The organism is Caproicibacterium argilliputei (genome assembly GCF_029211325.2).
Classification (GTDB): Bacteria; Bacillota; Clostridia; order Oscillospirales; family Acutalibacteraceae; genus Caproicibacterium; species Caproicibacterium argilliputei.
Map to the genome: position 1 here is coordinate 1,028,047 of NZ_CP135996.1, position 24,963 is coordinate 1,053,009.

23 protein-coding genes, 1 tRNA gene, 1 pseudogene and 1 riboswitch are annotated in these 24,963 nt (G+C 54.7%); of the genes and pseudogenes, 17 read left to right on the top strand and 8 right to left on the bottom strand.

Annotated features, from left to right (window positions below; all coding sequences use genetic code 11):
* Positions 1-4: 4 nt before the first annotated feature.
* The 3 genes from PXC00_RS04855 (at position 5) to chvE (ending at position 3,837) form a co-directional block, all read left to right on the top strand.
* Positions 5-1,501 carry a sugar ABC transporter ATP-binding protein gene (locus PXC00_RS04855; protein WP_275844429.1) on the top strand — a complete coding sequence of 499 codons (1,497 nt, stop codon included), beginning with the start codon at positions 5-7 and terminating at the stop codon, positions 1,499-1,501.
* Positions 1,502-1,514: 13 nt separating this feature from the next.
* Positions 1,515-2,504, top strand: a complete 990-nt coding sequence (locus PXC00_RS04860; protein ID WP_275844430.1) for an ABC transporter permease — start codon at positions 1,515-1,517, stop codon at positions 2,502-2,504.
* Between the two features lie 208 nt (positions 2,505-2,712).
* Positions 2,713-3,837 carry a multiple monosaccharide ABC transporter substrate-binding protein gene (gene chvE, locus PXC00_RS04865; RefSeq protein WP_275844431.1) on the top strand — a complete coding sequence of 375 codons (1,125 nt, stop codon included), beginning with the start codon at positions 2,713-2,715 and terminating at the stop codon, positions 3,835-3,837.
* A 261-nt stretch (positions 3,838-4,098) separates the two neighbouring features.
* On the opposite strand, the pseudogene PXC00_RS14120 reads toward chvE, so the two are convergent.
* From PXC00_RS14120 to PXC00_RS04880, 4 genes and pseudogenes are all read right to left on the bottom strand, one after another.
* A pseudogene (locus tag PXC00_RS14120) lies at positions 4,099-4,239 on the bottom strand (DUF1569 domain-containing protein); the annotation flags it as partial.
* Between the two features lie 87 nt (positions 4,240-4,326).
* Complete coding sequence (locus PXC00_RS04870; protein WP_275844432.1) at positions 4,327-4,755, bottom strand: VOC family protein; 429 nt, start codon at positions 4,753-4,755, stop codon at positions 4,327-4,329.
* Between the two features lie 92 nt (positions 4,756-4,847).
* Complete coding sequence (locus PXC00_RS04875; RefSeq protein ID WP_316935115.1) at positions 4,848-5,201, bottom strand: hypothetical protein; 354 nt, start codon at positions 5,199-5,201, stop codon at positions 4,848-4,850.
* 421 nt (positions 5,202-5,622) lie between these two features.
* Positions 5,623-5,709 (bottom strand) — tRNA-Leu (locus PXC00_RS04880).
* A 186-nt stretch (positions 5,710-5,895) separates the two neighbouring features.
* A riboswitch (TPP riboswitch) is annotated at positions 5,896-5,998 on the top strand.
* Positions 5,999-6,092: 94 nt separating this feature from the next.
* Between PXC00_RS04880 and thiS the strand changes: the two genes are divergently transcribed.
* From thiS to add, 6 genes are all read left to right on the top strand, one after another.
* Positions 6,093-6,293, top strand: coding sequence for a sulfur carrier protein ThiS (gene thiS, locus PXC00_RS04885; RefSeq protein ID WP_275844434.1), 201 nt, complete (start codon positions 6,093-6,095; stop codon positions 6,291-6,293).
* A 40-nt stretch (positions 6,294-6,333) separates the two neighbouring features.
* Positions 6,334-7,107: a thiazole synthase gene (locus PXC00_RS04890; RefSeq protein WP_275844435.1), complete on the top strand. Its 774-nt coding sequence runs from the start codon at positions 6,334-6,336 to the stop codon at positions 7,105-7,107.
* Positions 7,108-7,134: 27 nt separating this feature from the next.
* Positions 7,135-8,262, top strand: a complete 1,128-nt coding sequence (thiH, locus tag PXC00_RS04895) for a 2-iminoacetate synthase ThiH (protein WP_275844436.1) — start codon at positions 7,135-7,137, stop codon at positions 8,260-8,262.
* A complete protein-coding gene (gene thiF / locus PXC00_RS04900) occupies positions 8,252-8,878 on the top strand; it encodes a sulfur carrier protein ThiS adenylyltransferase ThiF (protein ID WP_275844437.1) in 627 nt (208 codons plus the stop codon). Before thiH ends, thiF begins: the two co-directional genes overlap by 11 nt.
* Positions 8,868-9,563, top strand: a complete 696-nt coding sequence (gene thiE, locus PXC00_RS04905) for a thiamine phosphate synthase (protein ID WP_275844438.1) — start codon at positions 8,868-8,870, stop codon at positions 9,561-9,563. The genes thiF and thiE overlap by 11 nt, the downstream gene beginning before the upstream one ends.
* A gap of 293 nt (positions 9,564-9,856) precedes the next feature.
* On the top strand, positions 9,857-10,864 hold the full coding sequence (gene add / locus PXC00_RS04910; RefSeq protein WP_275844439.1) for an adenosine deaminase: 1,008 nt from the start codon (positions 9,857-9,859) through the stop codon (positions 10,862-10,864).
* Position 10,865: 1 nt separating this feature from the next.
* On the opposite strand, the gene PXC00_RS04915 is transcribed toward add, so the two are convergent.
* Complete coding sequence (locus PXC00_RS04915) at positions 10,866-11,300, bottom strand: DMT family transporter (RefSeq protein WP_275844476.1); 435 nt, start codon at positions 11,298-11,300, stop codon at positions 10,866-10,868.
* A 210-nt stretch (positions 11,301-11,510) separates the two neighbouring features.
* On the opposite strand from PXC00_RS04915, the gene PXC00_RS04920 reads away from it, so the two are divergent.
* On the top strand, positions 11,511-11,753 hold the full coding sequence (locus tag PXC00_RS04920) for a hypothetical protein (RefSeq protein ID WP_275844440.1): 243 nt from the start codon (positions 11,511-11,513) through the stop codon (positions 11,751-11,753).
* A gap of 7 nt (positions 11,754-11,760) precedes the next feature.
* Here the strand turns inward: PXC00_RS04920 and PXC00_RS04925 are convergent, their stop codons facing one another.
* Complete coding sequence (locus tag PXC00_RS04925) at positions 11,761-12,030, bottom strand: acylphosphatase (RefSeq protein WP_275844441.1); 270 nt, start codon at positions 12,028-12,030, stop codon at positions 11,761-11,763.
* A gap of 245 nt (positions 12,031-12,275) precedes the next feature.
* Here PXC00_RS04925 and PXC00_RS04930 point away from each other — a divergent pair, with 245 nt between their 5' ends.
* Entirely contained in the window at positions 12,276-14,489 is a 2,214-nt protein-coding gene (locus PXC00_RS04930; protein ID WP_316935116.1) for a L,D-transpeptidase, read from the top strand.
* Positions 14,490-14,555: 66 nt separating this feature from the next.
* Here the strand turns inward: PXC00_RS04930 and PXC00_RS04935 are convergent, their stop codons facing one another.
* Both PXC00_RS04935 and rnhA read right to left on the bottom strand, forming a co-directional pair.
* A complete protein-coding gene (locus PXC00_RS04935) occupies positions 14,556-15,710 on the bottom strand; it encodes a cysteine desulfurase family protein (protein ID WP_316935117.1) in 1,155 nt (384 codons plus the stop codon).
* A 14-nt stretch (positions 15,711-15,724) separates the two neighbouring features.
* Positions 15,725-16,177, bottom strand: coding sequence for a ribonuclease HI (gene rnhA / locus PXC00_RS04940; protein ID WP_275844444.1), 453 nt, complete (start codon positions 16,175-16,177; stop codon positions 15,725-15,727).
* A 750-nt stretch (positions 16,178-16,927) separates the two neighbouring features.
* On the opposite strand from rnhA, the gene PXC00_RS04945 reads away from it, so the two are divergent.
* The 6 genes from PXC00_RS04945 to hpt all read left to right on the top strand — a co-directional run bounded on the left by PXC00_RS04945 (position 16,928) and on the right by hpt (position 24,949).
* On the top strand, positions 16,928-18,925 hold the full coding sequence (locus PXC00_RS04945) for a ribonuclease J (RefSeq protein WP_316935118.1): 1,998 nt from the start codon (positions 16,928-16,930) through the stop codon (positions 18,923-18,925).
* 160 nt (positions 18,926-19,085) lie between these two features.
* Positions 19,086-21,047, top strand: a complete 1,962-nt coding sequence (locus PXC00_RS04950) for a DHH family phosphoesterase (RefSeq protein WP_275844446.1) — start codon at positions 19,086-19,088, stop codon at positions 21,045-21,047.
* Positions 21,048-21,094: 47 nt separating this feature from the next.
* Positions 21,095-21,541 carry a 50S ribosomal protein L9 gene (rplI, locus tag PXC00_RS04955; protein WP_275844447.1) on the top strand — a complete coding sequence of 149 codons (447 nt, stop codon included), beginning with the start codon at positions 21,095-21,097 and terminating at the stop codon, positions 21,539-21,541.
* A 103-nt stretch (positions 21,542-21,644) separates the two neighbouring features.
* Positions 21,645-23,015, top strand: coding sequence for a replicative DNA helicase (dnaB, locus tag PXC00_RS04960; protein WP_275844448.1), 1,371 nt, complete (start codon positions 21,645-21,647; stop codon positions 23,013-23,015).
* A gap of 25 nt (positions 23,016-23,040) precedes the next feature.
* Complete coding sequence (gene tilS / locus PXC00_RS04965) at positions 23,041-24,420, top strand: tRNA lysidine(34) synthetase TilS (protein ID WP_316935119.1); 1,380 nt, start codon at positions 23,041-23,043, stop codon at positions 24,418-24,420.
* A complete protein-coding gene (gene hpt / locus PXC00_RS04970; RefSeq protein WP_407654326.1) occupies positions 24,410-24,949 on the top strand; it encodes a hypoxanthine phosphoribosyltransferase in 540 nt (179 codons plus the stop codon). Before tilS ends, hpt begins: the two co-directional genes overlap by 11 nt.
* The last annotated feature ends 14 nt before the right edge of the window (positions 24,950-24,963 follow it).

Here is a 24,963-nt window from a genome sequence, read left to right on the forward strand (position 1 = left end):
GACAATGGCGGAAGTAATGCTGCAGGCGGAAAAACTGAATAAGTTTTTCGGGCCGACGCACGCGCTCAAGGATGTTTCCGTGACATTCTACCAAGGCGAAATTCACGGGCTGATTGGAGAAAACGGCTCCGGTAAATCAACGCTGAGCTCCATGCTCACCGGCATCTATCCGATTGACAGCGGGCGCTTTCTGCTGCAGGGCGAAGAACTGCACGTGAAAAACCAGGTGGATGCCAACAACCACGGCGTGGCCATCATTGTGCAGGAAATGGGCACGCTGTCCGGCCTGACGGTTGCCGAAAATATTTTTCTGGGCAATGAGGACCGATTTACAAAGTTCGGCATCAAAAACACGCAGGCAATGAACAATGAGGCACAGCGGCTGCTGGAGCAATACGGGTTTCATCACATCTCTGCCGCGGCCATGATTGACCGTTACAATTTTGAGGACCGCAAGCTGATTGAAATCGTCAAGTCCACTTACTTTGACCCCAAAGTGCTGGTGGTGGATGAAACCACCACCGCACTCAGCAGGGAGGGACGCGAGGAACTGTTCAAACAGATGAACCGCCTGCGGGAACTTGGCAATACGGTGATTTTTATTTCACACGATTTGGACGAAGTATTGAAGCACACAGACCGCATTACGATTTTACGCGACGGCAATTACATTGATACGCTGAATACCGGCGAGGCAACGGAAGATGACCTTAAAAAACGGATGGTCGGCCGCGAACTGGGCGATCACTACTACCGCACGGATTACGGCGAAGCGGTTTCCGAGGAAGTGGTTCTTTCGGTGAGCCATGTGTCGGTGCCGGGGCAGCTCAAGGACATCAGTTTTGACCTGCACCGCGGTGAAATTCTCGGGTTCGGCGGGCTGAGTGAATGCGGGATGCACGAAATCGGAAAGGCGGTGTTCGGCGCTTCCTACGACCGCGAGGGCAATGTGACACTCGCGGACGGCACACTGGTCAACTCGATTTCCACCGCGATTCAGCACAGCATCGCGTATGCGTCCAAAGACCGAGATAACGAATCTCTGGTGGTCAACGACTCCATTCGGGACAATATCTGCCTGCCGTCGATGCCCCGGCTGAAGTCTCACGGGCTGTTGTCGGGCAAAAAAATGGCTGCGTTTGCAGACCGTTTCGCCAATATGATTCGAGTCAAGATGGTCAATACCGACCAGTTTGTTGCCAGCCTTTCCGGCGGAAACAAACAGAAGGTGGTTTTGGCGCGGTGGATTGGCAGAGATTCCGATATCATCGTCCTTGATGGCCCCACACGCGGCATTGACATCGGCGTCAAAGCAGATATTTATGCGCTGATGAGCGATATGAAAAAGCAGGGGAAGTCCATGATTCTGATTTCCGAAGAGATTTTGGAGCTGCTGGGCATGAGCGACCGCATCCTGGTGATGAAAGACGGAGAAATCAGCGGTGAATTCCTGCGTTCGCCGGAGCTGACCGAACAGCAGTTTATTGCGAAGATGGTATAAGAGGTGAAAGGGATTGGAAACAAAAGATCAAACAGCGAAAGTCGGCACGGGCGCGGATGCCCGGTCTGCGCTTCGCAGTTTTACAGACACACCGTTTTTCCGGACGATTCTTCCGGTACTGGGGTTGGTCATTGTGGTGGCTCTGTTCTCCATTTTGACACAGGGGCGGCTGATTCAACCATTTAATTTGCAGCTGCTTCTGAGCCAGACCTATGTGCTGATGATTTCCTCCATCGGTGTGTTTATGATTATGACCATGGGGTGCCTGGACTTTTCGCAGGGATCAATGATGGCGATTGCGTCCATTGTCATCTGCTATCTCTCAAAAATCAGCCTGCCGCTTGCCGTTGTCGGCGGCATTCTGACCGGTGCGGCCATTGGTGCCATCAACGGCTTCTTTCTGGTGAAGTCGAAGATTGCATCGTTTATTGTGACCATCTGCACCATGTTCCTGTTTCGGGGATTGTGCGCCTACCTGACGACCAATTCTCCGGTATATGCGGCCAATGACATTTACCTTTACAACACGCCGCAGGTGGAGCTGACACTGACCATCCTTGCGCTGGCAGTTGGGTTTGCACTGTTCCGCTTCACGCCGCTGGGCAGCAACCTCAAAGCCATCGGCGCAGGGGAAACCGGCGCGCGCTTTGCCGGCGTGAAAGTCGGCAAAACCAAGATGCTGGTGTTTGTGGCGGCGGGCGCCATCACCGGCTTTGCCTCGCTGATTAACGTGTTTAAAGTCGGTTCTGTCACATCTACCGGCGGCAACATGATGGAAACCCAGATTCTGATTGCACTGGTGCTGGGCGGGATGCCGATTTCCGGCGGCGCGAAAGTGAGCTTTCTGAACATCATTGTCGGCGTTCTGACGTACTACATTCTGGCAACCGGCCTGGTCATGCTGGGGCTGACAACGGAAATGCAGCAACTGATTGAGGGTATTGTCTTTCTAATTGTGGTTGCCATTTTCAGCGACCGCAAGTCCATTCAGGTCATTAAATAATTTTGCGTACACCGTCCGCGGAAGCTGGTTCCGAACTTCACGGAATGTTGCAGGATAAAAAGGAAAAGGCTGGCTTTCGGACTGCTTCTGCACCGAATGCCGCCTTTTTCTTATTTTGCTTTTGAAAATTGTTGACATAGATGTGTCAGACTGCTAAATTGAGAAAGAAGCGAAACGGTTTCAACAGGATGAATGCGGGTGAAAAATCATGAAACAACTGCAAAAACGAATCTTAGCGGTGTGTCTGGCGCTGCTCCTTGTCTGCAGCAGCACCGCCTGCGCTGCCCGCAAAACGGAAACGCCCAAACCGACCATCGGCATCTTAATGCCCACCAAACTTTCCGAGCGCTGGGTCAGTGACGGCGGGTACATCGTGAAGCAGTGTCAGGCACTGGGGTACAGCACCAATCTGGAGTATGCCGAAAACGATGTCAAAACGCAGATTTCTCAAATTCAGCGCATGGTTGCCCAGAAGGTGAACTGCCTGATTATTTCTTCCATTGACTCCGGTGCGCTGACCGAGGTGCTCAACGAAGCGCATGAAGCGAAGATTCCGGTGCTTGCATATGACCGGCTGATTATGAATACGCCCTATGTGGACTATTATGCCTCCTTTGACAACTATCAGGTTGGCGTGCTGCAGGGAAACTATCTGGTTGACCGGCTGGGCTTAAAGCAGGGGAAAGGCCCATTCAACATCGAACTTTTCAGCGGTTCGCCGGATGACAACAACGCCTATCTGTTTTACAGCGGCTCCATGTCTGTATTGAATCCGTACATCAAGTCCGGCAGGCTGGTGGTGCGGAGCGGGCAGACAAAAATGAGCCAGATCTGCACCCTGCGGTGGGACGGCGCAACCGCGCAGTCCCGCATGGGCAGCCTGCTGAGTGAAAACTACGAAAAAAAGAAGATTCATGCGGTGCTGTCCCCTTACGACGGCATCAGCATCGGAATCCTTTCTGCTCTGCACAATGCGGGGTACCGTTCCTCCCAGCCGGACTGGCCCATTGTGACCGGACAGGACGCCGAAGTCGCTTCCGTAAAGTCCATTATGAACGGCGAGCAGGCCATGACGGTTTTTAAGGATACCCGTGAGCTTGCGAAGTTGGCGGCAAAAATGGCAGACGCGGTTTTGCGGGGAAAAAAGCCGCCGCTGAATGACACGCAATCCTACTATAACGGAAAAAAGACAGTTCCCGCATATCTGCTGACACCTGTGGTGGTTACCAAAGAAAACTACGAAAAAGTGCTGGTGGAGTCCGGTTATTACACGCAGAGTACGCTGTCGCAGCGTACTGGTACCAAGCAGCAGGCAGTGCCGCCAAAAGGGTAAACGGCGGATTATGCGCAAAAAAAGCCGCACAGGCATTGATTAGATGCTGTGCGGCTTTCTGCACATCTGCTTAAAACGAAAGTTCGTGCAGGTGGTCTTCAATATGCATCGCAAAGTAAGTATCGTAGTCTTGCTTGCTGAGGGTTCCAAACAGCAGGTGCAGAATTTCTGAATCTCTGCGAGCAATTCGTCAACGCTGGATTCCACATCCATACCGGCGTCGATTTTCGCGCCGCCCGGAACAGGGGCAGTCAAATCGGCTCATGTACCCCTGTCGCAAAAACTGCGGATGGCAAGCTTGCCGATTGTGGCGCGAATCCAAGCGGGCTTCAGTTGGTGATAGCCGGTCATTGCGTAGTCAATGGTTTGTGTGCAGTGCAGGCAGATTTCGGTAACGCTCCAGTTTTTCGAATTCTGCTAAAGAAGGTGCGGAACGTTTGGCTTCTATATAAGATTCCTTCTTTTTGTTAGGTAAGGAGCAGCCGGTTTTCAGTCGGGAGCAGTTTCATCTGCAGCAAAAGCAGCATCGTCCAGGCACAGGCAGAACGGATGTCCGGCGGGGTCAAGCATGACCGTCCAGCTGTCTGAAAATTGCTTTTCTGCAGGAACCGCGCCGCAATGAACGGCGTGCCGGACGGCTTCCTGCAAATCTGCCACGGCAAAGTCAAGGTGCGCCATTTGCTGCTGCGCGTCCGGTTCTTCCGGCCAGACAGGCGGCAGATATGCCGCGTTTCGCTGAAAGGCGATACAAGGGGAGACTCCCTGTACAGCGCCCGGCTTACTGACCCCTGCGTACGCTTCGGTTTCAAATACAATTTCCCAGTCGAGCAGTGCGGCGTAAAACGCTGCCAGGCGGTGCGGCTCTTTGCAGTCCAGCATGAATTCCAGCAGCTTGATTTTTGGCTTTTGCGGCGTCATTGTGTCGCCCTCCATTTCTTTTTTGTGAGGGAAGCATATCATAAAGACTGAACACATGAAAATGCAATTGTACAGTTAAAAAAGGAATTTTTTTAGGATGGCTTTTTGGCTAAGTATAGAACGATGGTATCATACAGTGTGATGTGATTCCCAGCTTCCAAAATAGCAGCTTTGATGCCCGAAAAAAACGCAGATTTATCCGGCTCTTTTAGCACGATATGGTCACAGTGCGTTCCGAGATAAGAAACATAGTCGTCTGCGTTAAATTCCCTTTGGCTGGAGTATTCCCGGCGTTCAAAATCAACAAATCCGTAATTTGCAACATTTTCATAAGTCAGATGCTGTGTATAAGAAGTTTCCGGATGAAAGAACGCTTCATATATTTCTTCAATTTTGTAATATAGAGCTTCATTTGCTGTTTTGCAGTCGCTTTTGGTCAGCATCATGGCGAGAGTACCGCCATTGTTCAAAAGCTGAAATGCCTTTGAAAAAGCAATTTTTTCAGGAATCTACTGAATGGTTGCGGCGGAATACACCAAATCAAATTTTTGATGCCCAAAATTATATGTTTCAAAGTCATCATTTACAATATGAAAATTGGCATATGCTTGAAATTTATTTTTGGTATAGTCAGCGTTCTATGGCTAAATAATTGCAGCCGGTTTTTAAAATCAAGTTTGCAAGATTCGATGATATTCGAAAAAGCCTCATCACAATAACGAGGTCTCCACTTATCGAATTTTTCTGGAATGGAGTCGAATACTCTTCTGAGTTCCATGCTTAGTCTCCTTTCGGCTGATGAAAGATAAAAATGTTGTCAAAAAAAGCTCCATGCACAGGTTCAAACCCTGACACATGGAGCATTTGTGGTGCCGGTGGTGGGATTTGAACCCACACGCCCTTGCGGACAACAGATTTTGAGTCTGTCTCGTCTGCCAATTCCAACACACCGGCGAATACTTATTTATTTTACTACAAATCTTCCCTTTTTGCAAGCATAAATTTGCGTCGATTCACATTTTTCGGTCGGCAGTGCATTCCGCTGCATGAAGGGCTTGACAAAATGTCTGCTGTGTGCAATACTAAAAACAATCGGAGGCAACCACTCCGATGACAAATACGGGGAAACCCGTCATATTATTGGCTTTGCAGGGGTGCTCTTCGGAGCTGAGAGAGCGGTCATACGCTTAACCCTTTGAACCTGTCAGTTAACGCTGTCGTAGGAAGCAAATCGTACTGAATTTTATTTGAGGCACAGTTTTGCGGTCTGTTTCGCAGCTGTGTCTCTTTTTGTTTGCGCACAGGACAAAGCCAGCAAGCAAGGAGGTGTTTTTTGTATGCAGATTTTACTGAATGGAAAGCTGTATCCCTGTGAGCAGAACGCAACGCTGCTTACCCTGCTGGAGCAGCTGCAGATGCCGCCGCAGGCAGTGGTGGCAGAGTTGAGCGGACAGATCATCAAGGCGGAATGCTTTGCCGAAACCGTTCTGCACGAAGGGGATACGCTGGAGCTGCTGCGCTTTGTTGGCGGCGGCTAAGCGCATGGTACCCTAAAATATGAAAATAAGGAGAATTCATATGGATGATGCATTGATAATCGGCGGCAGAGAACTGAGAAGCCGCCTGTTTCTGGGTACCGGAAAGTTTGGCGAAGATGCGCTTATTCCGAACTGCATTGCCGCTTCCGGCGCGCAGGTGATCACCACGGCGATGCGGCGAATCGATTTTCACACACCGCAGGAAAACATGATGCAGTACATTCCCAAGGACTGCATCCTGATGCCCAACACTTCCGGCGCCAGAACTGCGGAGGAGGCGGTGCGCATCGCACGGCTGTCGCGTGCCGCCGGTTGCGGGGACTGGATTAAAATTGAAGTGGTGTCTGACAATAAATATTTGCTGCCGGACAACGACGAAACATTGAAAGCAACGGAAATCCTTGTGAAAGAGGGCTTTACCGTACTGCCGTACATGACGCCAGACCTGTATGCCGCGCGCCGTATGCGTGACGCCGGTGCTGCTGCGGTCATGCCGTTTGGCGCGCCGATTGGCACCAACAAGGGGCTGCGTACCCGCGAAGTGGTGCAGATTATGGTGGAAGAACTGGATGTGCCGGTCATTGTCGATGCGGGTATCGGCAAGCCGAGCGAAGCGGCGGAGTGCATGGAAATCGGCGCGGCGGCTGTTTTGGTGAACACAGCGGTTGCAACGGCAGGAGACCCGGTGCGCATGGCAGAAGCTTTTGGTAAAGCGGTGGAAGCCGGACGCGGTGCGTTTTTGGCACAGCCCGGCGCGGTGCGGCAGTATGCACAGGCATCCTCACCGCTGACCGGTTTCCTGCGGCAGGCGTAACGGCATTTTTGCAGAAAGGAAATCAAATTGAGCTACTATGAAGTGTACCGGAAATACAAAACATTTCCGTTTCAGACGTTCTTTCAGCAGACAACGGCTGCGGACGTTCTGCGAGCCTTGCAGAAAGGGCACAAAAGTCCGCGGGACTTTCTGACGCTGCTGTCGCCTGCCGCGCAGGAGCCGCAGGTGCTGGAAGCCATGGCACAGCAGGCGCACCGCCTGACCGAGCAGAATTTCGGGCGCACCATTACCCTTTTTACGCCGCTTTACCTTGCCAATTTCTGCGAAAATGCGTGCGTTTACTGCGGCTTTAACCGGCACAACACCATTCACCGCAGCAAGCTGACGCTGGCGGAAGTGGAGGAAGAGGGCCGCGCCATTCGGGAAGAGGGCATTCGGCACATCATCATCCTGACCGGCGAAAGCCGCGCTGCCACGCCGCCCACATATATGGCGGACTGCGTTCGGATTTTAAAGAAATACGTAGACTCTATCTGCATTGAGGTGTACTCCTTGACGCAGGAGGAATACCAAATGCTGTTTGAAGCCGGTGTGGACGGTTTCACCATGTTTCAAGAAACCTACAATGAAGACCTTTACCCCACGCTGCATCCCTCCGGCCCGAAGCACGATTACCGCACCCGCATCGACAGCCCGGAACTTGCCTGCAGGGCGGGCTACCATACGGTGAACCTTGGCGCGCTGCTGGGTTTGGATGACTGGCGGAAAGAAACGTTTCTGACGGGTATGCACGCCCTGTACTTAATGAATCGCTACCCCGGCACCGATTGCGCGGTTTCTCTGCCGCGCATCCGCCCCTGCGTGGGGGAGGGCTGCTATCGCCCTGCCTGCGATGTGCAGGATGCGGATATTGTACAAGCGGTCGTAGCTTACCGCTGCTGTTTCCCACGCCTTGCAATCACAATGTCCACCCGTGAAACGCCGGATTTCCGTGACCATTTGATGGGGCTGGGCGTTACCAAACTGTCCGCCGGTTCCATCACCGAAGTCGGCGGTCATGCGCACCCGCCGAAAACAGACGGACAGTTTGAAATCAGCGATTCGCGCGGTGTCGCGGAAATGAGTGCGGCAATCCGCGCACACGGCTGCCAGCCGGTTTATAAGGATTGGGAGCCGCTCAGCCGTGACGCTTAGCCCCCTGCGGCAGGGACTGTCGCGCTGCTTTACCGAAGAGCAGCTTGGCCGTATCCGCCGAACCCGTGTGCTGATTGCGGGCTGCGGCGGCCTTGGCTCCAACATGGCGCAGATGTTGGTGCGCAGCGGCTTTCAGAATCTGACGCTGATTGATTTCGATGTGGTGGACAACAGCAACCTGAACCGGCAGTTTTTCTTTCCCGACCAGCTTGGCAAAGCCAAAACGCAGGCGCTTGCGGAAAACCTGCTGCGGCTGGAGCCAGACTTAAAGCTGCGCCTGCTGCCATGCAGGTTGACTGGCGCGGAGACGGCAGCTCTTGCTGAGAAATGTGATATTTTGGCAGAAGCGTTTGACGGACCGGAAAGCAAGGCGGCTTTCGTCCGGGCTGCCGCGGCAACCGGGAAACCGGTGGTCTGCGCCGCCGGTCTGGCGGGCTACGGCAACACCGACCAGATTCGCGTGCGAAAAGTCGGTTCCCGCATTTTTGCCGTTGGGGACGGCTATACTAGCATTGAAAACAGCCCGCCGCTGGCACCGCGCGTCATGGTTGCGGCTGCAAAGGAAGCGGACTTAGTCTTACAGCTGACACTGGAGGGAAGTGCCCATGCAGGATAAAACGCGAAGCAGAGCGGAGTTTCTGCGGAATGCCGGTTTGTATGGTATTACCGCGGAGGCCCTTTCCGGCGGCCGCAGCAACCCGGAAGTGGTGCGGCAAATGCTGGCGGCAGGTATCCGTGTCATCCAGTACCGCGAAAAGAAAAAAAGCGGCAGGGAAAAGTATGAACAGTGCCGGGTGCTGCGCGAAATGACCGCGCGGGCGGGCGCCTGCTTCCTCATTGACGATGACCCCGCGCTGGCGCTTGCGTGCAATGCGGATGGCGTGCATATCGGGCAGGACGACCTGCCCATTGAACAGGTGCGGCAGATGGTTGGCGATAAAATCATCGGTCTTTCCACACATTCCCCACGGCAGGCGCAGGATGCTGTGCGCCGCGGCGCAGACTATATCGGCGTGGGGCCGCTGTTTGAAACGCATACCAAGGCGGATGTCTGTGCGCCAGTGGGTTTGGCTTATTTGGAGTATGTTGTACGGGAGATTCCGCTGCCCTTTGTCGCAATCGGCGGAATCAAGGAAGCCAATCTGGCACAGGTGGCGCGGCGCGGTGCAGGCTGTATCTGCCTGGTCAGCGAGATTGTCGGTTCTGCGGATTTATCCGAAAAGATTCGGCATCTGCGCAGCTTGATGCATATATCTTACCGTGCACTTCCGGCACAGCCGGCGGCCGCCTGTTCGATTTAAAAAGTTCCGCACAGCGGAAAAGCTCTCTTTTTTGGCGCAGGTGTGCGCGAAGGAAGGGGGCCTTTTTCTTTTTTTCAACGAAAAGAACAAAAAAGTTACAAAATCTGCAGCACGGGGACGGAAATATGGGCATTTGGTTACAATTCCGTTCATTGACACGGTGCCAGCTGAAAGGATATAATCAAATGGTAGGATGTTTGTCCCACGTTCGCCAGAGTATGACACGAAAAAAGAGAAAATTCTCCTGCAGTCTGCAGGAAATCCATAGGCAAACGGAGAAAAGGAGGAGTACCATGACGATTTCGTTTCCAAAAGTAGAGCTGCATCTGCATCTGGACGGTTCACTGGTTCTGGAGGATGCCTGGCAAATGGCGCTGCAGCAGGGCTTGGTGCGACAGGAAGACGGGTTTGAAAGCTTTCGGCGGCGTATGCAGGTACCGTCCGACTGCCGCAGCCTTTCGGCGTATCTGCAGTGCTTTACGCTTGCGGATGCCATGCTGCAGACTGCGCCGGCGCTGGAGCGTGCGGCGTACCGCCTGCTTCTGCAGCTTTCCAGAGAAGGAACCGCTTATGCGGAAATCCGTTTTGCGCCGCAGCTGCACTGCCAAAACGGCCTTACTATGGAGCAGGCGGTGCAGGCGGTTCTGCGCGGGGTAAAGAAAGCGGAAAAAGAAACGGACATTTTGGCGCGGGTGCTGCTGTGCGCCATGGTTATAACCGGACAGCCGGACGTCGACCGGCAGAATGAACGGACGTTCCGTATTGCTGCGGAATACCGCAGCGAGGGGATTGCCGGCGTGGATTTGGCGGGTGCGGAAACCGCGCGCCCCATGGAGGACTTTCGCGGTTTGTTCCGCATTGCGCAGAGTCTGGGTCTGCCGTTCACCATTCATGCCGGGGAAGCCGGCGGCCCGGAAAATGTCCGGCTGGCCGTGGAGTTTGGCGCGCGGCGGATTGGTCATGGGTGCAGCGCGATTCGCTCACCCGCAGTGATGGATTTGCTCAAACGCGAGCAGATTACCCTGGAGATGTGTCCGACCAGTAACCTGCAGACTGGCGCGGTTGCTTCTCTAGAGGAGCACCCCATTCGCCGTTTTGCGGAATACGGTATTCCGGTGACGGTCAATACAGACGACCGTACCTGCTCCGGCACAACGCTCGACCGGGAGTATGAAACCATTATGCGACTCGGCTTCCGGAAAAATGACCTGCTCCGCTTTAATTGTAACGCTGCCAAAGCGGCGTTTCTGCCGGAAAAAGAAAAAGCCGCGCTGCTTGCGCGGGTGGAAGCTTGGCGGTAGGTCAGCAAGCTTTCCATTTAAATAGGACAACACCGCCGACCATCAGGGCGACACCGAGGAACTTTTCCCAACAGAAAGGCACTTTGTCTGTGTCAAACCAGCCAAATGCGTCAATCAGCGCGGCAGCCACCAGCTGTGCAATCAAAATCACGGAAATCGCAACGGTGGGTCCAAGCCCCTTGATGGCCAGCATGACAGTGATGGTAATGAGAATGCCGAAAAAACCGCCCAGCAAGTAAACTTTTTTTACATTCATCAGTGCGGAAAGATTGCCGCTGCCCAGAAACAGCACGGCAAGAATCGAAAGCAGAAAGGCGATTCCTTGCACCACCATGTTGGTCTCGTAAAGTCCCACTCGGTCACCAAGCCGCGTGTTTAAAACGCCCTGTACGCTCATGGCAATGCCTGCCAGCAAACTGCAGAGAAATCCCAGCACGTTTTTTCCCCCCAAACGAAAACTGTTGCTCCCTTTCAGCTTTCCGCAGTCGGGCAGAAAAATACGCGCGGTTTGGGGTTTTCAGCAATTACGATTATCGTTTGTGTGCGGTGCACCGCCCTTTGACAAAATTCCTGTTGTAAAAAAGTAGAAAATTTTGTATACTAGAAAAAATAAAAAGATATAAAAACGGAAAGGCGGTTATCAAAAATGCCACGCAGAAAAAAAGTAGAAAATATGAGCTATGAGGAGCGAATCGAGCAGGTGGACACGCGCATTGCAGAGTGCAAGGAAACGCTGTCTGCCTTGAAGCACCAGAAAAAAGAATTGGAAAGCGCCCGCGATGAGGAGGCCATGCAGAATATTTCTGAATTCATCAAAGCTTCCAATATGACGCCGACGGAATTTCTTGCTTCGCTGCAGGAGCGGGCGGCAGAAAATCCGGAAGCATGAATGCCACTCAGTGCAGAATCTCAAACGTGCGCTCATTGGCGCGTTCAGGAATGCTCCGGTACTCCAGCCGGTCGACCTGCGCCCAGCGGTTTCCGCTTTGGATGTCCTGCAAAAAGCGTTTGAGCGTGCGGGCACTGCCCTGTGCCTGTACCGTAACGCTGCCGTCCCACTCGTTTTTGACCCATCCGGTCAGCCCCAGTTTCGCTGCGGACTGGCTTACATAATATCGAAAGCCGACGCCCTGCACCAGCCCGGCTGCCTCAATTGCATACCGCATACCTGTTGATTCCTTTCTGTTCATAAAGGTTTGTTTGGTAAGTTTATTATAAAGCGGCGTGGGAAAGGCTGCAAGTTTTCTTTTGTGACGGAGGATATAGTGTCAAACCGAAAGGGGGAAACATACTTTGGAGGTCTGCCGAAAGGTTTAGGTGGGCTTCCTGTTGATCGGTTCGGTGTGCGCAAACCGTGCCCGAACCGGCGCGCCTGCTCTGGGCAGTTCAGAGCAGAAAGGAGAAATCGAAGATGACGAAAAAGAAGAAAAGATACCGCGCAGTCTGTCTGGTTGCTTCCTTGGCAGCAGTCGGCGCTGCGTCTGCAGCCGCCCTGCCCGCATATGCGGCAGAAAATCCAGCTGTTGTGCCGCAGACTTACCTTATGCAGAGCCAGACTGCGGCGGGCAAAGGCACTTCTGCCGCGACTGTTACGGAGGACCAAACCGCTGCGTTTACGCTGAGCCGCAGCACGCTGTTTTTCGGTGAGCCCGGCGTGCAGGAGACCTTTATCGTAAAAGCTGCGCAGAGTACGGCAGTTTCCGTTGCTGCTGCGGATTCCTCTGTTGCGCAGGTGCAGCAGGGAGAGTGGGACGCTCAGATTGGCGGCTTTGTCTGCACGGTCACGGCAAAGGCTGCCGGGCAAACCGTCCTTACTGTCACGTCCGGCGCGGAGAAGCAGGAAATCGCCGTTACTGTGCAGACAAGGGCAGTGGGCGATGCGGTTTCTGTGGCCCTGGATACAACTGCTCCCTACACGTTTCAGGGAATCGGCAAGCAGTACAAGGTGCTGATTCAAACAGCACCGAATGTGGTGCCGCAGTGTGCCAGCACGGATACTTCCGTGATGACTGCTTCGCAGCCGGTTTGGAGCGCCGCACAGAACGGCTACCTCTGTACGCTGACTTCTGCCGGTGAGGGAGAAGCGGCACTGACTGTGCAGGCAGGTGGTACCAAGAAGGTGCTGCAAACCTCCGTGGTGATTCCGCCAGTGAAGGTGTGGTCAGACACCGCCTCCTACCAATTCTATTCCCCCGGACAGTCGTATACGCTGCTGCTGCGTACGACACCGCAGACCAAACCCACAGTCGCCGTCAGCGACGCTGCAGTGGTAACCGCGGCAGAGCCGGTTTGGAACGCGAGTGTCGGCGGCTATCTCTGCCAGCTGACAGCCGGCGGGGAGGGAAGCGCCTCTGTCACGGTGACAGCCGGGAAAACCGTAAAGACGATTCCGGTTCAGGTTGCCTACAAGCCGGTCATGATTACGCGCGATACATATTCCTATACTTTCCGCACGGTCGGACAGCAGTACACCATGTTTGTCGCAACCGCGACCAACGTACGCCCACAGGTGCTGTCTTCCAATGAAAAAATCGTCAAGGTTACCAACATGGTTTGGGACGCAAAGCGCAAGGGCTACTTCTGCACCATGCAGGCAGCTGAAAATGCCGGCAAAGCAACGGTTTCCATTACGGCGGGCAGCACAACGGTGACTGTTCCGGTGACCGTGACGCTGAATGCGGAAACGGTGCATCTGGACACTTCCAGCTACCAGTTTCATTACCGGAATCAGTCCTACCAAATGCTAGCGCAGTTCTCTGCCGGAGCGGTTCCGGTCGTGACGGTTTCCAATCCGGCGGCGGTGTCGCTGCAGGTGCGTTCGGCAGGCGCCGACACGTACCTGTATGTGCTGACAGCGAAAGCAAACGGCGAGGCGGATGTTCTGGTGCGTGCGGGCAGTACAGAAGCTAAAATGCACGCTTCCGTGGACTTTCAGCCCATCAGCATTCGTTCGGATCCGGCAAGCTGCAGCTTTACCGCCGTCGGGCAGAGTCGGGTGGTCACGTTCTATACTTCCTACAACCTTGCCCCGCAGTTCAGCACTTCTAACAGCTATGTGGCGGCGGTGCAGAATCTTGGCTGGAACGCTTCCGTACAGGGGTATCAGTGCCGGGTTACCGCAACGGGGGAAGGCTCCGCCGCTGTCACAGCGAAAATTGCGGGTGCCACCAGCAAAAACGTCAGTGTTTCGGTTGTTTATCCGGTGCAGTCATTGATGCTGCAGCGGGCGCAGCGTTACAGCAGCCGCACCGGTTACCTGCTGCTGGTGGATACCAAAGATCACCGCGTCGGGGTTTATACCGGACGGCAGAGCCACTGGAAGCAGCTGTACAGCTGGCAGTGCGCGGACGGCGCGGCGGGAACGCCGACCGTAAAAGGCGAGTTTGCTGTACAGGCACGCGGATACTACTTTGATTCCGGGGTTGTCCGGTGCTTCTATTACACACAGTTCCATAACGGTTATCTGTTCCACTCTGTGCTGTATCAACAGACCCCTACACCGACAGCGCTTGCGGACGGCCGTGTCGGCGTTGCTTTGTCACACGGCTGTGTGCGGCTGCAGCTTGCAAACGCAAAATGGATCAACCAGCATATCCCAACGAATACCAAAGTCGTCATTTACTAATTTTACACGGAAGTATTAAAAAACCGACGCCTCAAAAACGGCGCCGGTTTTTTGTGCTTTTGTGTATTAGAACGGCTGAAAATTGCGCAGCCGCTTTACCGCGTCCGTAACGACCTGCAGCATTCGTTCTACGTCTGCATCTGTGGTTTCCACACCGAGCGAAAAGCGCACAGAACTGCGTGCCTGCTCTCGGGTTAGTCCAATCGCCAGCAGAACATGGCTGGGGTCTGTACTGCCGGCGGTGCAGGCGGAGCCGGAAGAGGCGCAGATGCCCTCGCGGTCCAGCAACAGCAGCAGCGACTCTCCCTCAATGCCCTTAAACAGCAGATTCAAGTGTCCCGGCAGGCGCTCCGCACCGCCGTTGCGGCGGCAGTCGGGGATGGCACTGCACAGACCGGCTTCCAAACGGTCGCGCAGGGTACGAATCCGGGCGGCGTCAGCTTGCAGGGAAGCGGTACGCTCCTGCAGAGCGGCGGCCATGCCGACAATGCCGGCGACGTTTTCCGTACCGCCGCGGCTGCCCTGCTCCTGTGCACCGCCGTCTAGCAGCGGTACGGGGTGCAGCCCGCGGCGCACATAAAGTACGCCGGTGCCTTTCGGCCCACCGAATTTGTGTGCAGAAAGGGAGAGCAGGTCAATTCCTTGTCGGTGAACGGAAAGCGGCAGGTGCCCCACCGCTTGGACAGCGTCGGTATGAAACAGAACGCCGTGTTTCCTGCAGACTGCCGCCAATTCCGATACCGGCTGAACGGTGCCTAGTTCGTTGTTGGCAGTCATGATACTTACCAGTGCGGTGTCGGGAGTAAGGGCAGCTTCCAGTGCTTCGGGTGTTATGAATCCGGTAGTGCTGACCGGCAGGCAGGTGACGGAAAATCCGTAAGGTTCCAAGGCTTTACAGGCGTGCAGCACTGCATGGTGCTCAAAGGCGGAAGTTACAAGGTGCTTTTTGCCGATTTTCGCCTGTTGCAGCGCCATTCCCTTGACTGCCCAGTTGTCGCTTTCGGTGCCGCAGGATGTAAAGTAGATTTCTTCCGAGCTGCAGCCAAGGCAGTCGGCAATGGCGTCGCGCGCCTGCTCTACAGCTTTACGCGCGGCGTGGCCGGGCGCGTAAAGCGCAGACGGATTTCCGAACGCGTTTTCCAGCCAAGGCAGCATAGCCTTTCGCGCCGCCGCGGAAAGCGGGGTGGTGGCAGCATTGTCTGCATACACAAGTTTTTGCATAACGCACGTCCTCCTCATTCGTTTTTCTTGCTTTTCAGGCGTGTCCACTGCGCCACGGCCAGCTGGTCACAGCGTTCGTTTTCCGGGTGGCCGGCATGGCCTTTGACCCAAACGAAGGTCACTTGATGACGCTCCAGCTGTACCAGCAGGCGCTCCCAAAGGTCACGGTTCAGGGCGGGCTTGCCGTCTGCCTTTTTCCAGCCGCGGCGCTGCCACGAACGCACCCAGCCTTTGTTCACCGCATCGCAGACATAGCGGCTGTCTGTGGTCAGCGTGACGGCGCAGGGCTCTTTCAGGCACACGAGTGATTCAATTACGGCGGTCAGTTCCATGCGATTGTTGGTGGTTTCTGCCTCTCCGCCGGCAAGCTCCTTTTCTGCCTTTCCATAGCGCAGCACCGCGCCCCAGCCGCCTGGGCCGGGGTTGCCGGAGCAGGCACCGTCCGTAAAGATTGCAAGTTGTTTCATGGTTTCCCTTCCTGTCTGATTAAAGCGTTGTCAGAAGCACAAAATACTTTCTGCGGAATGTAAACTGCCGTTTTGCAAGACGGCGTTGCGTACTGTATGCTCAGTATAGCACAATTTGTTTTTGCGGCAAAGCCCGCCGGCACGTCGGCTCTCTTGACACAGGGCAAAATTCACGCTACAATAAGCAAAGCAGAAGAGCCTGCTGCGGCAAAGAACCGCTTTTCGGATGCTTGCCGGGCAGGAAACGGAGATTTTTTGGATGACAGCGCAATTTGCGCTTTTTAGGTAGAGGAACCGCCTGCTTTCGAAAGGCGGCTGCAGACGGCGGCGGCCGCTTTGTCTGCTTTTTTCAGTTGAACGGAAAAAATAGAATGGCAGGAGCAAACTCCTGTGTTTCTTTATGCCTGTATGGAATTGTTTCATGCAAAATATTGAGGAATATGACTTCTTTTGTCAAAAATCGTTCTAAATACGGGATAATCAAGCAAAAATAGATAAACTAATGCAACTGCGGCCCCTGCGGCTTTGCGGTTCAGCAGGTCTGCACCGTCGAACACAGAGAATTGGTGCAGCACTTTTTCATCGGGATAAGGGCAGGCAGAGCCCTGCTTCGTGCGTATTCGTGCGTATGTATAATAGAAATTTGATATTCCGGTCTGCGGCAGCGTTTCGCAGCGGGAGATGTCGAAAAATAAATATTGGGAGCGGTGTGCGAAAAGCAGCCGTCTCTCTGTAAATGGAGGTTTTTTCGTGACAGAAGAAAATAAGCGTACAGCCGTACAGTCTGCGGAACCGGTGGTTTCTGAAAGCCAGCCGCCGCGCAGAAAACCGGCTGACCAAGTCATCGGCGGCGGTGTGGTTCCAGCAGCGCCGGTTTCCCAGCAGCCGCGCCGCCCGCGCCATCCGCGGCGCTCACCGGCAAAGAATCCGTCTGCGGCTGCGGAACAGCAGTCGGCAAAGCAAGAACCGGTTGTGCAGGAGCAAAAACAGGAGCAAAGCAGCACGGCGGCCGCGGCGCCGGCTTTGCAGCAGGAGCAGCCGCGCCGCCGTCCGCGCCGTCCGCGTCAGAAGCGGGAAGGCTCTCAGAAGCCGCCGATTCACATCGCGTTCCTCGGCGGACTCAATGAGGTCGGCAAAAACATGACGCTGTTTGAGTGCCAGGGCGATATGTTCCTGCTGGACTGCGGCATGGCGTTTCCGGATGACGATATGCTGGGTGTCGATTTGGTGCTGCCGGACTTTACCTATGTGGAAAAGAACGCAGACCGCATCAAGGGCATTGTGCTGACGCACGGACACGAAGATCACATCGGCGCCCTGCCGTACTTGCTCAAAAAGGTGAACCTGCCGCTGTATGGCACGCCATTGACACTCGGTCTGGTCAAAGGCAAGCTGAAAGAACACGGTTTACTGAATAAAGTAAAAATGTATGTGACCAATCCGGGGGACACGGTGCGCTTTGGCTGTATCAGCGTGGAAATGATTCATGTGAACCATTCCATCCCGGACGCGGTCGGCGTGGCGATTCACTCCCCAGCGGGTACGATTGTGCATACCGGTGACTTTAAAATTGACTGCACGCCGGTTTGGGGCGAAATGATTGACCTCGGCCGCTTTGCACAGCTCGGCAAAGAAGGCGTGCTTGCGCTGATGGCGGACTCCACCAATGCGGAGCGCCCTGGTTTCACCAAAACGGAGCAGATGATTCAGAATTCCTTTGAAAGTATGTTCCGCCGTGCGGAAAAGAAACGTATCATTGTCGCATCCTTTGCAAGTAATATCAGCCGTGTGCAGCAGATTGTGGACTGCGCGGTCAAGTACGGACGTAAAGTGGCGCTTTCCGGCCGCAGCATGGTCAACGTAATGTCCATCGGCGTGGAAATGGGCTACCTGCACGTGCCGGAAGGCGTGCTGATTGACATTGACCTGATTAAAAAGTACCCGAAAGAGCAGATTGTACTGATTACCACCGGCAGCCAGGGCGAACCGATGAGCGCGCTGTCCCGCATGGCGTTTGCCGACCACCGGAAAGTGGAAGTCGGGCCGGATGATTTTATCATCATTTCCGCCCGCCCGATTCCCGGCAACGAAAAAAGTGTCGGCAATGTCATTGACGAGCTGATGAAGCGCGGCTGCGAAGTGGAGTACGGCTCCATGTACGAAGTGCACGTTTCCGGTCATGCCTGCCAGGAAGAGCTGAAGCTGATGCAGGGCATTGTCAAGCCGAAGTATTTCATTCCGGTGCACGGAGAGCAGAAAATGCTGCACCAGCACGCGCGGCTTGCCTACTCCATGGGCAAGCGCCCGCAGGATGTCTGCATTGCGGATATCGGGGACGTGATTGAACTTTCGGAGGATCACATGAAGCGCCTGCCCGGCGCGGTGCCTGCCGGCAATGTGCTGGTGGACGGTTTGGGTGTCGGCGATGTGGGCAGCATTGTGCTGCGCGACCGCAAGCATTTGGCGGAAGACGGCCTGATCGTTGTGGTCTGCACGATTGCCGGCGACAGCGGGCACGTGGTGTCCGGACCGGACGTGGTTTCCCGCGGGTTTGTGTATGTGCGCGAAAGCGAGAACCTGATGGATGACGCTAAAGACCTGGTCTTTACAGTGCTGGAACAGTGCGCGGACAATGGCATTCACGACTGGGGCACCTTGAAAACGAATATCAAAGACTCCCTTTCCCGGATGCTGTATGACCGCACACGCCGCAGCCCGATGATTCTGCCGATTATTATGGAAGTATAGAATTTCTGGAAAAAGCAGGGGAGGCATTTGCAGAAACCCGAAAAAGCGTGTATAATATTTTCCAAGCCGGTTCGCACAGCGTTTTGCGGCGGCTGTATTCTGTGCTTTTGAAATTCAAAAGGAACAGACATTTTGTTTGGCAAGAATGAGGTAACCTGCTGTGAGAAAAAGAATCTGGTCCGCTTCGCCGGTGTTTTTCATTCTATCGGGAGCCATGCTCCTGATGGCCTGCCTCTCCTGGCAGTACAATCATATTCTCTTTTTTGTGGAGCTGGGGCTTACCGGTGTTTCTGTTCTGACGGTTTCCATTGCGGTGGCACAGTTCAAAAGTTACGTTGCGGTGTCGGTCAAAGCGGCCAGCAGGGTGCTTTCCGCAGAAGATACGGAAGCGCTGCAGGACTTTACCATGCCGGTCGTCCTGGTGGGAGCCTCGGGGGAAATCATCTGGGTCAACCGGTCATTTTTACAGCGGGTTTCGTCAGAACATGAAGTGCGCGGCGAAAATGTGCAGCGGCTGATTTACCCCCGCACCATCGAGCAGATTGTTGCCGCCGCCGGAACGGACATTACGGTGGACGGCCGCCAGTATTCCGTGTTCGGCGCGGCAGTGGAAAGCGGCACCATCCTGTACTTCGTGGATGATACGTACTATAAGGAAGTCAATCGGGAGTACACAGAAAGTCGGCCGGTCGTGTGTCTTGCCTTCTTTGATAACCGGGAGGAGCTTGCCCGCGACGCAAGCAGCAGCGAAGACAGCCGCATTGCTTCCGAAGTGGAGGACGTGCTCTGCAAATGGGCACAGCAAATGGATGGATTTTCCAAACGGCTTTCCGGTGGGCGCTATCTGATTATGTCAGATGAGCACCATGTGCGCGAAGCGATGGAGCGCCGGTTTGAGGTGTTGGATAAAGTGCGGGAGATCAAAACTGCAGACAACCGCAGTGCCACACTCTCGATGGGCATTGCACGCGGAGCCGGTTCCCTGCAAGAAGCGGAGGATTGGGCGCGCAAGGCGCTGGACATGGCGCTGGGGCGCGGCGGCGACCAGGTTGCACTCAAACAGAAAGATGAAACCTATGAGTTTTTCGGCGGTCTTTCCAAAGGTGTGGAAAAGCACGACAAGGTGCGTACCCGCGTAATTGCCGCCACACTTTCCGACCATATCCGTCAGAGCGACGGCGTGCTGATTATGGGGCACAAATTCGGGGATTTAGATTGCATCGGTGCTGCCGTGGGAATGTGGAGCGCTGTCACAAATGCTCTGCACCGCCCGGCGCGGGTAGTCGTGAACCGCGACCAGTGCATGGCGCGCGCGTTGATTGAGCATATGGAGCGCAACGGCGAAAAGGAAATTTTTATTTCTCCGGAAGAGGCGCTGCCACTGATGACTTCCCATTCCCTTCTGGTGGTGGTAGATACGCATAATCCGGATGTGGTGGAAAGCCGCGAGCTGCTTGCACAGTCGCAGCGCACGGTGGTCATCGACCACCACCGCATGATGGTGCGGCACATTGAAAACGCGCTGGTGTTTTATCACGAACCCTATGCAAGTTCCGCTTCGGAGTTGGTGGCGGAACTGGTACAATACATAGGGGATGCCGCGCTGACCCGGCCGGATGCGGAAGCACTGCTGGCAGGCATTATGCTGGATACGAAGAACTTTGTGCTCAAAACCGGCGTGCGCACATTTGAGGCTGCCGCTTATCTGCGCCGACGCGGTGCGGACACGGTGGAGGTCAAACGCCTGTTTGCCGATAACATCGAAACGTACAAAGCAAAGTACCGTATTGTTTCCAGTGCGCAGATTCACAACGGCTGCGCCGTCACCTATGTGGAAAAAGAATTTCCGGATATCCGGTTGAGCTGCGCGCAGGCGGCAGATGAGTTGCTGTCGATTCAGGGCGTTAAGGCTTCCTATGTGGTTTTCCCCGCCAGTGGCATGGTAAATATCTCCGCCCGCAGCATGGGGGATATGAATGTGCAGCTGGTCATGGAGAAAATGGGCGGCGGCGGTCACCTTTCTATGGCAGGGGCACAGCTTTCCGGTATGACAGTGGAGCAGGTGCGCGACAAGCTGATGCAAGTGCTTTCCACCGGTGTCGGGCAGCCGGAAAAGAAATGAGAACAGCGGGCACAGAAAGCCTGTTTGTGGAGCAAGGAGGATTTTTCATGAAAGTCGTATTACTGCAGGACGTAAAGGCGCACGGCAAAAAAGGGGAACTGGTAACAGTCAGCGAGGGGTACGCCCGCAACTTCCTGCTGCCGCGCGGTCTGGCAAAAGAAGCAAACGCACAGGCAATGAATGAACTGAAAAATGCGGAAGAATCCAAGGCTTATAAGATAAAAATGGAAACCGAAGCGGCGCAGGCCGCAGCTGCCAAGCTGGAAGGAAAAAGCGTGAATATGACGGCGAAGGCCGGTCAGGGCGGCAAGCTTTTCGGTTCTGTCACACCGAAAGAGATTGCGGCCGCCGTTCAGCGGCAGTTCGGTGTTTTGGTCGATAAACGCAAGATTGTCCTTGATACAGAAATCAAGGCGTTTGGTTCTTACCGTTGTGAAGTCAAGCTTTACAATGGAATTTCCGCGCACATAACAGCTGTTGTAACAGAAGCTTAACCTGCACGCAGGTTCAGCGGGAAAGGGGCAACCCAAACCCGTGCCACACGGCACGGAAGGGTTGCTTTTTAATTCCTGCGGGCAAAAAGAAGGAGGGATTCGTGTGGCTGATGCGCTTTCCGCTTACAGCGGCGCCAGCCTGCCGTTTGATTTAGAGGCGGAGCAGGCAGTTTTAGGGGCTATTCTGCTGGACGCATCCTGTTTAGATACCGTGATGGAAGTTTTGCCGGCTTCGGCGTACTTTTATCAAAGCAACCACGCGGTTATTTATGATGCAATGCTGGAAATGTCCAGCGAGGGGCTGCCTATTGACTTTGTCACACTGCTCAGCCGTTTGCGCCGGACACCCGGTTTCGATGAAAATGACGGCAAAAGCTACTTGGTCGAGCTGGCACAGATTGTGCCGTCCATTTCGAACGTGGAAACATACGCGCGGATTGTGCGCGATAAATACGATATCCGCACACTAATTGTCACAGCACGCGAGATTTTGGAAACGGCATCGGAAGGTGCACAGGAGGCGCCGGTGCTTCTGGATGCTGCGGAGCAGAAAATATTTGACATCCGCCGCGGGCAGAATATGCAGGGGCTGCAGCGCATTGACCAGACGCTGATTGAAACTTTTGACCGTCTGGACAACATTACTTCCCAAGAAGGCGAGCAGTATCGCGGCATTCCAACGGGCATTCGCGCACTGGATGACACAATCACTGGCCTGAACCGAACGGATCTGGTTCTGCTGGCGGCGCGTCCTGGCATGGGCAAAACCAGCTTTGCGCTGAACATTGCCCGCCACGCGGCGGTCACCTGCCACAAACGAGTGGCTTTTTTCTCCTTGGAAATGACGCGGGAGCAGCTTGCTTCCCGTTTGCTTTCCACAGAAGCACAGGTGGGCGGCGTGAAGCTGCGCACAGGCAAACTGGTGGACGATGAGTGGGAACGGCTAGTTGAGGCAGGCGATGTGCTGAGCAAAGCGGATATGTACTTTGACGACAACTCCGCAATTACGGTGCCGGAAATGAAGGCCAAGCTGCGCCGCCTGCGGAATGTGGATTTGGTCGTCATTGACTACCTGCAGCTGATGTCCGGCGGAAAAATTGAGAACCGTGTGCAGGAGATTTCCGCGATTACACGAAACCTGAAAATCATGGCAAAGGAACTGAATGTGCCGGTGCTGTGTCTATCACAGCTTTCCCGTGAAAGTGAGAAGCGTAACACCCACCGCCCAATGCTGAGCGACTTGCGTGACTCCGGTTCTATTGAACAGGATGCGGATATCGTGCTGTTTCTGTACCGCGAAGGGTACTACGCCAATACCGGTGACAATGCGGGGCCGGCGCCGGATGAAGATCAAAACAGCGGTGAGTGTATCGTTGCCAAAAACCGTCATGGCGAAACACGCACGGTGCCGCTGCACTGGCAGGGAGAGTTCATGCGTTTTACCGCGCAGGAACTGGTGCGGCAGGAGCCGTAACCGACAGCGAAAAAGGAGGAGCTGTATGGAACAGCAGAGCATGGACAGCCTGGTTTTTCACACCCTGTCGCAGCACCGGATGCTGCGGCCGGGTATGGTTGTGGTGACCGGATTTTCCGGCGGCGCGGACTCAACCGCGCTGCTGCACTGGTTGGCGGCGCATGCGGAAAAGCTGGAAGTGCAGGTGCTGGCAGCCCATGTTAACCACGGTCTGCGCGGCGCGGAGGCGGTGCGTGACGAGCAGGCTGTGCGCCATTTTTGCGCCGAGCGACAGATTCCGCTGCGGGTGCTGCGCGCGGACGTGCGTGCCGAAGCGCGGAAAACGGGAGAAGGACTCGAAGAGTGCGGCCGCCGTCTGCGGTACGCATTTTTTTATGAGATTTGCAGACAATATCCGAATGCGTGCATTGCGACTGCACACACGCTTTCCGACTGTGCGGAAACGGTTCTGCTCAATCTGGCGCGTGGCGCGGGGGCGGCGGGGCTTGCAGGGATTCCGCCGGTGCGCGGAAAAATCATCCGGCCGCTGCTCGCTGTCAGCCGCGCGCAAACAGAGGCTTACTGCCGGGAAAACGGCCTTGCGTTTGTGACGGACAGCAGCAATGCTGACCTGACCTTTGCACGCAATCGGGTGCGTGCGTTGGTGGTACCACAGCTGCGGCAGGTAAATCCCGCCTTTGAGCGCGCGGCTGGTCGTGCCGCAGAAACCCTGCGGGAAGACGAGGCGTGCCTGCGCGAATTTGCGCGGCAGGCACTGGAACAGGCTGCGTGCCATGGCGGTTGGCGAGCAGAGGTGCTCGCAAAGCAGCCTCGTGCTGTGCGGATGCGCGCGCTCAGTCTTGCGGCAGAGGCGGCAGGAGCGGGCAGACTTTCCTGTAAGCATTTGGACGCACTGGACACGCTTCTGCGGCACGGTGGCGGTTGCACGCTGCCAGGGGCGTGCTGCGCCCGTGTGGAGCAGGGGGTTCTGCTTTTTCCGCAGGCAGCGCAGGGGTATCGGCTGCCCTTGCAGGTGCCCCAGACGGCACTGCCAGACGGTCGTGTGCTGTGTGTTTCGGTGCTCAGCCGCACTGCCTATGAACAGGAAAAACGCAAATTATCCTTTTCTAATTGTTTGAATTATGGTACAATAACTTCTGATACCGTTGTTAGAACACGCAAAAGCGGGGACTTTTTTCATCCGGCAGGCAGAAACGGCACAAAATCGTTGAAAAAACTGCTGAATGAGCAGCACATTCCTGCTTCCCTGCGGGGTCGGCTTGCCATGTTGGCAGACAGCAGCGGAATTTTGTGGATTGAGGGCTGCGGCCCCAGCGAAAAGGCAAAAGTGACACCGGCGGCGCAGCAGATCGCGGTGGTTACAATGAAGGAGTGCTTAAAAAATGGAGAACCAGATGCTCGGTGATATCGAGAAAGTATTGTTCAGCGAGGAGCAGCTCGCGGAAATTGTGGAGCGCATCGGAGAGCAGATCAGTGAGGATTATCAGGGCAAAAACTTGCTGCTGGTCAGCGTGCTGAAAGGCTCTGTGGTTTTTATGGCCGATTTGATGCGTGCCATCAAGGTTCCCTGCGAAGTGGACTTTATGTCTGTTTCCAGCTACGGAAACGGCACGAAAACTTCCGGCATCGTCAAAATCACCAAAGATTTGGACATCAACTTAGAGGGATACGACCTTTTGGTTGTGGAAGATATTTTGGACAGCGGCCTGACGTTAAGCTACATACTGGAAATGATGCAGGCACGCAATCCGAAGAGCATCCGCCTGTGCACGCTGTTTGACAAACCCGAGCGGCGCACAGTGAATGTAAAGGCAGACTATGTCGGCGCGGTTGTGCCGGATGATTTTATTGTCGGCTACGGCTTGGATTATGCCCAGAAGTACCGCAACCTGCCCTTTGTGGGGGTCCTCAAGCCGGAAGTTTACGGCGGTTAAGGAGTGATAGTGGC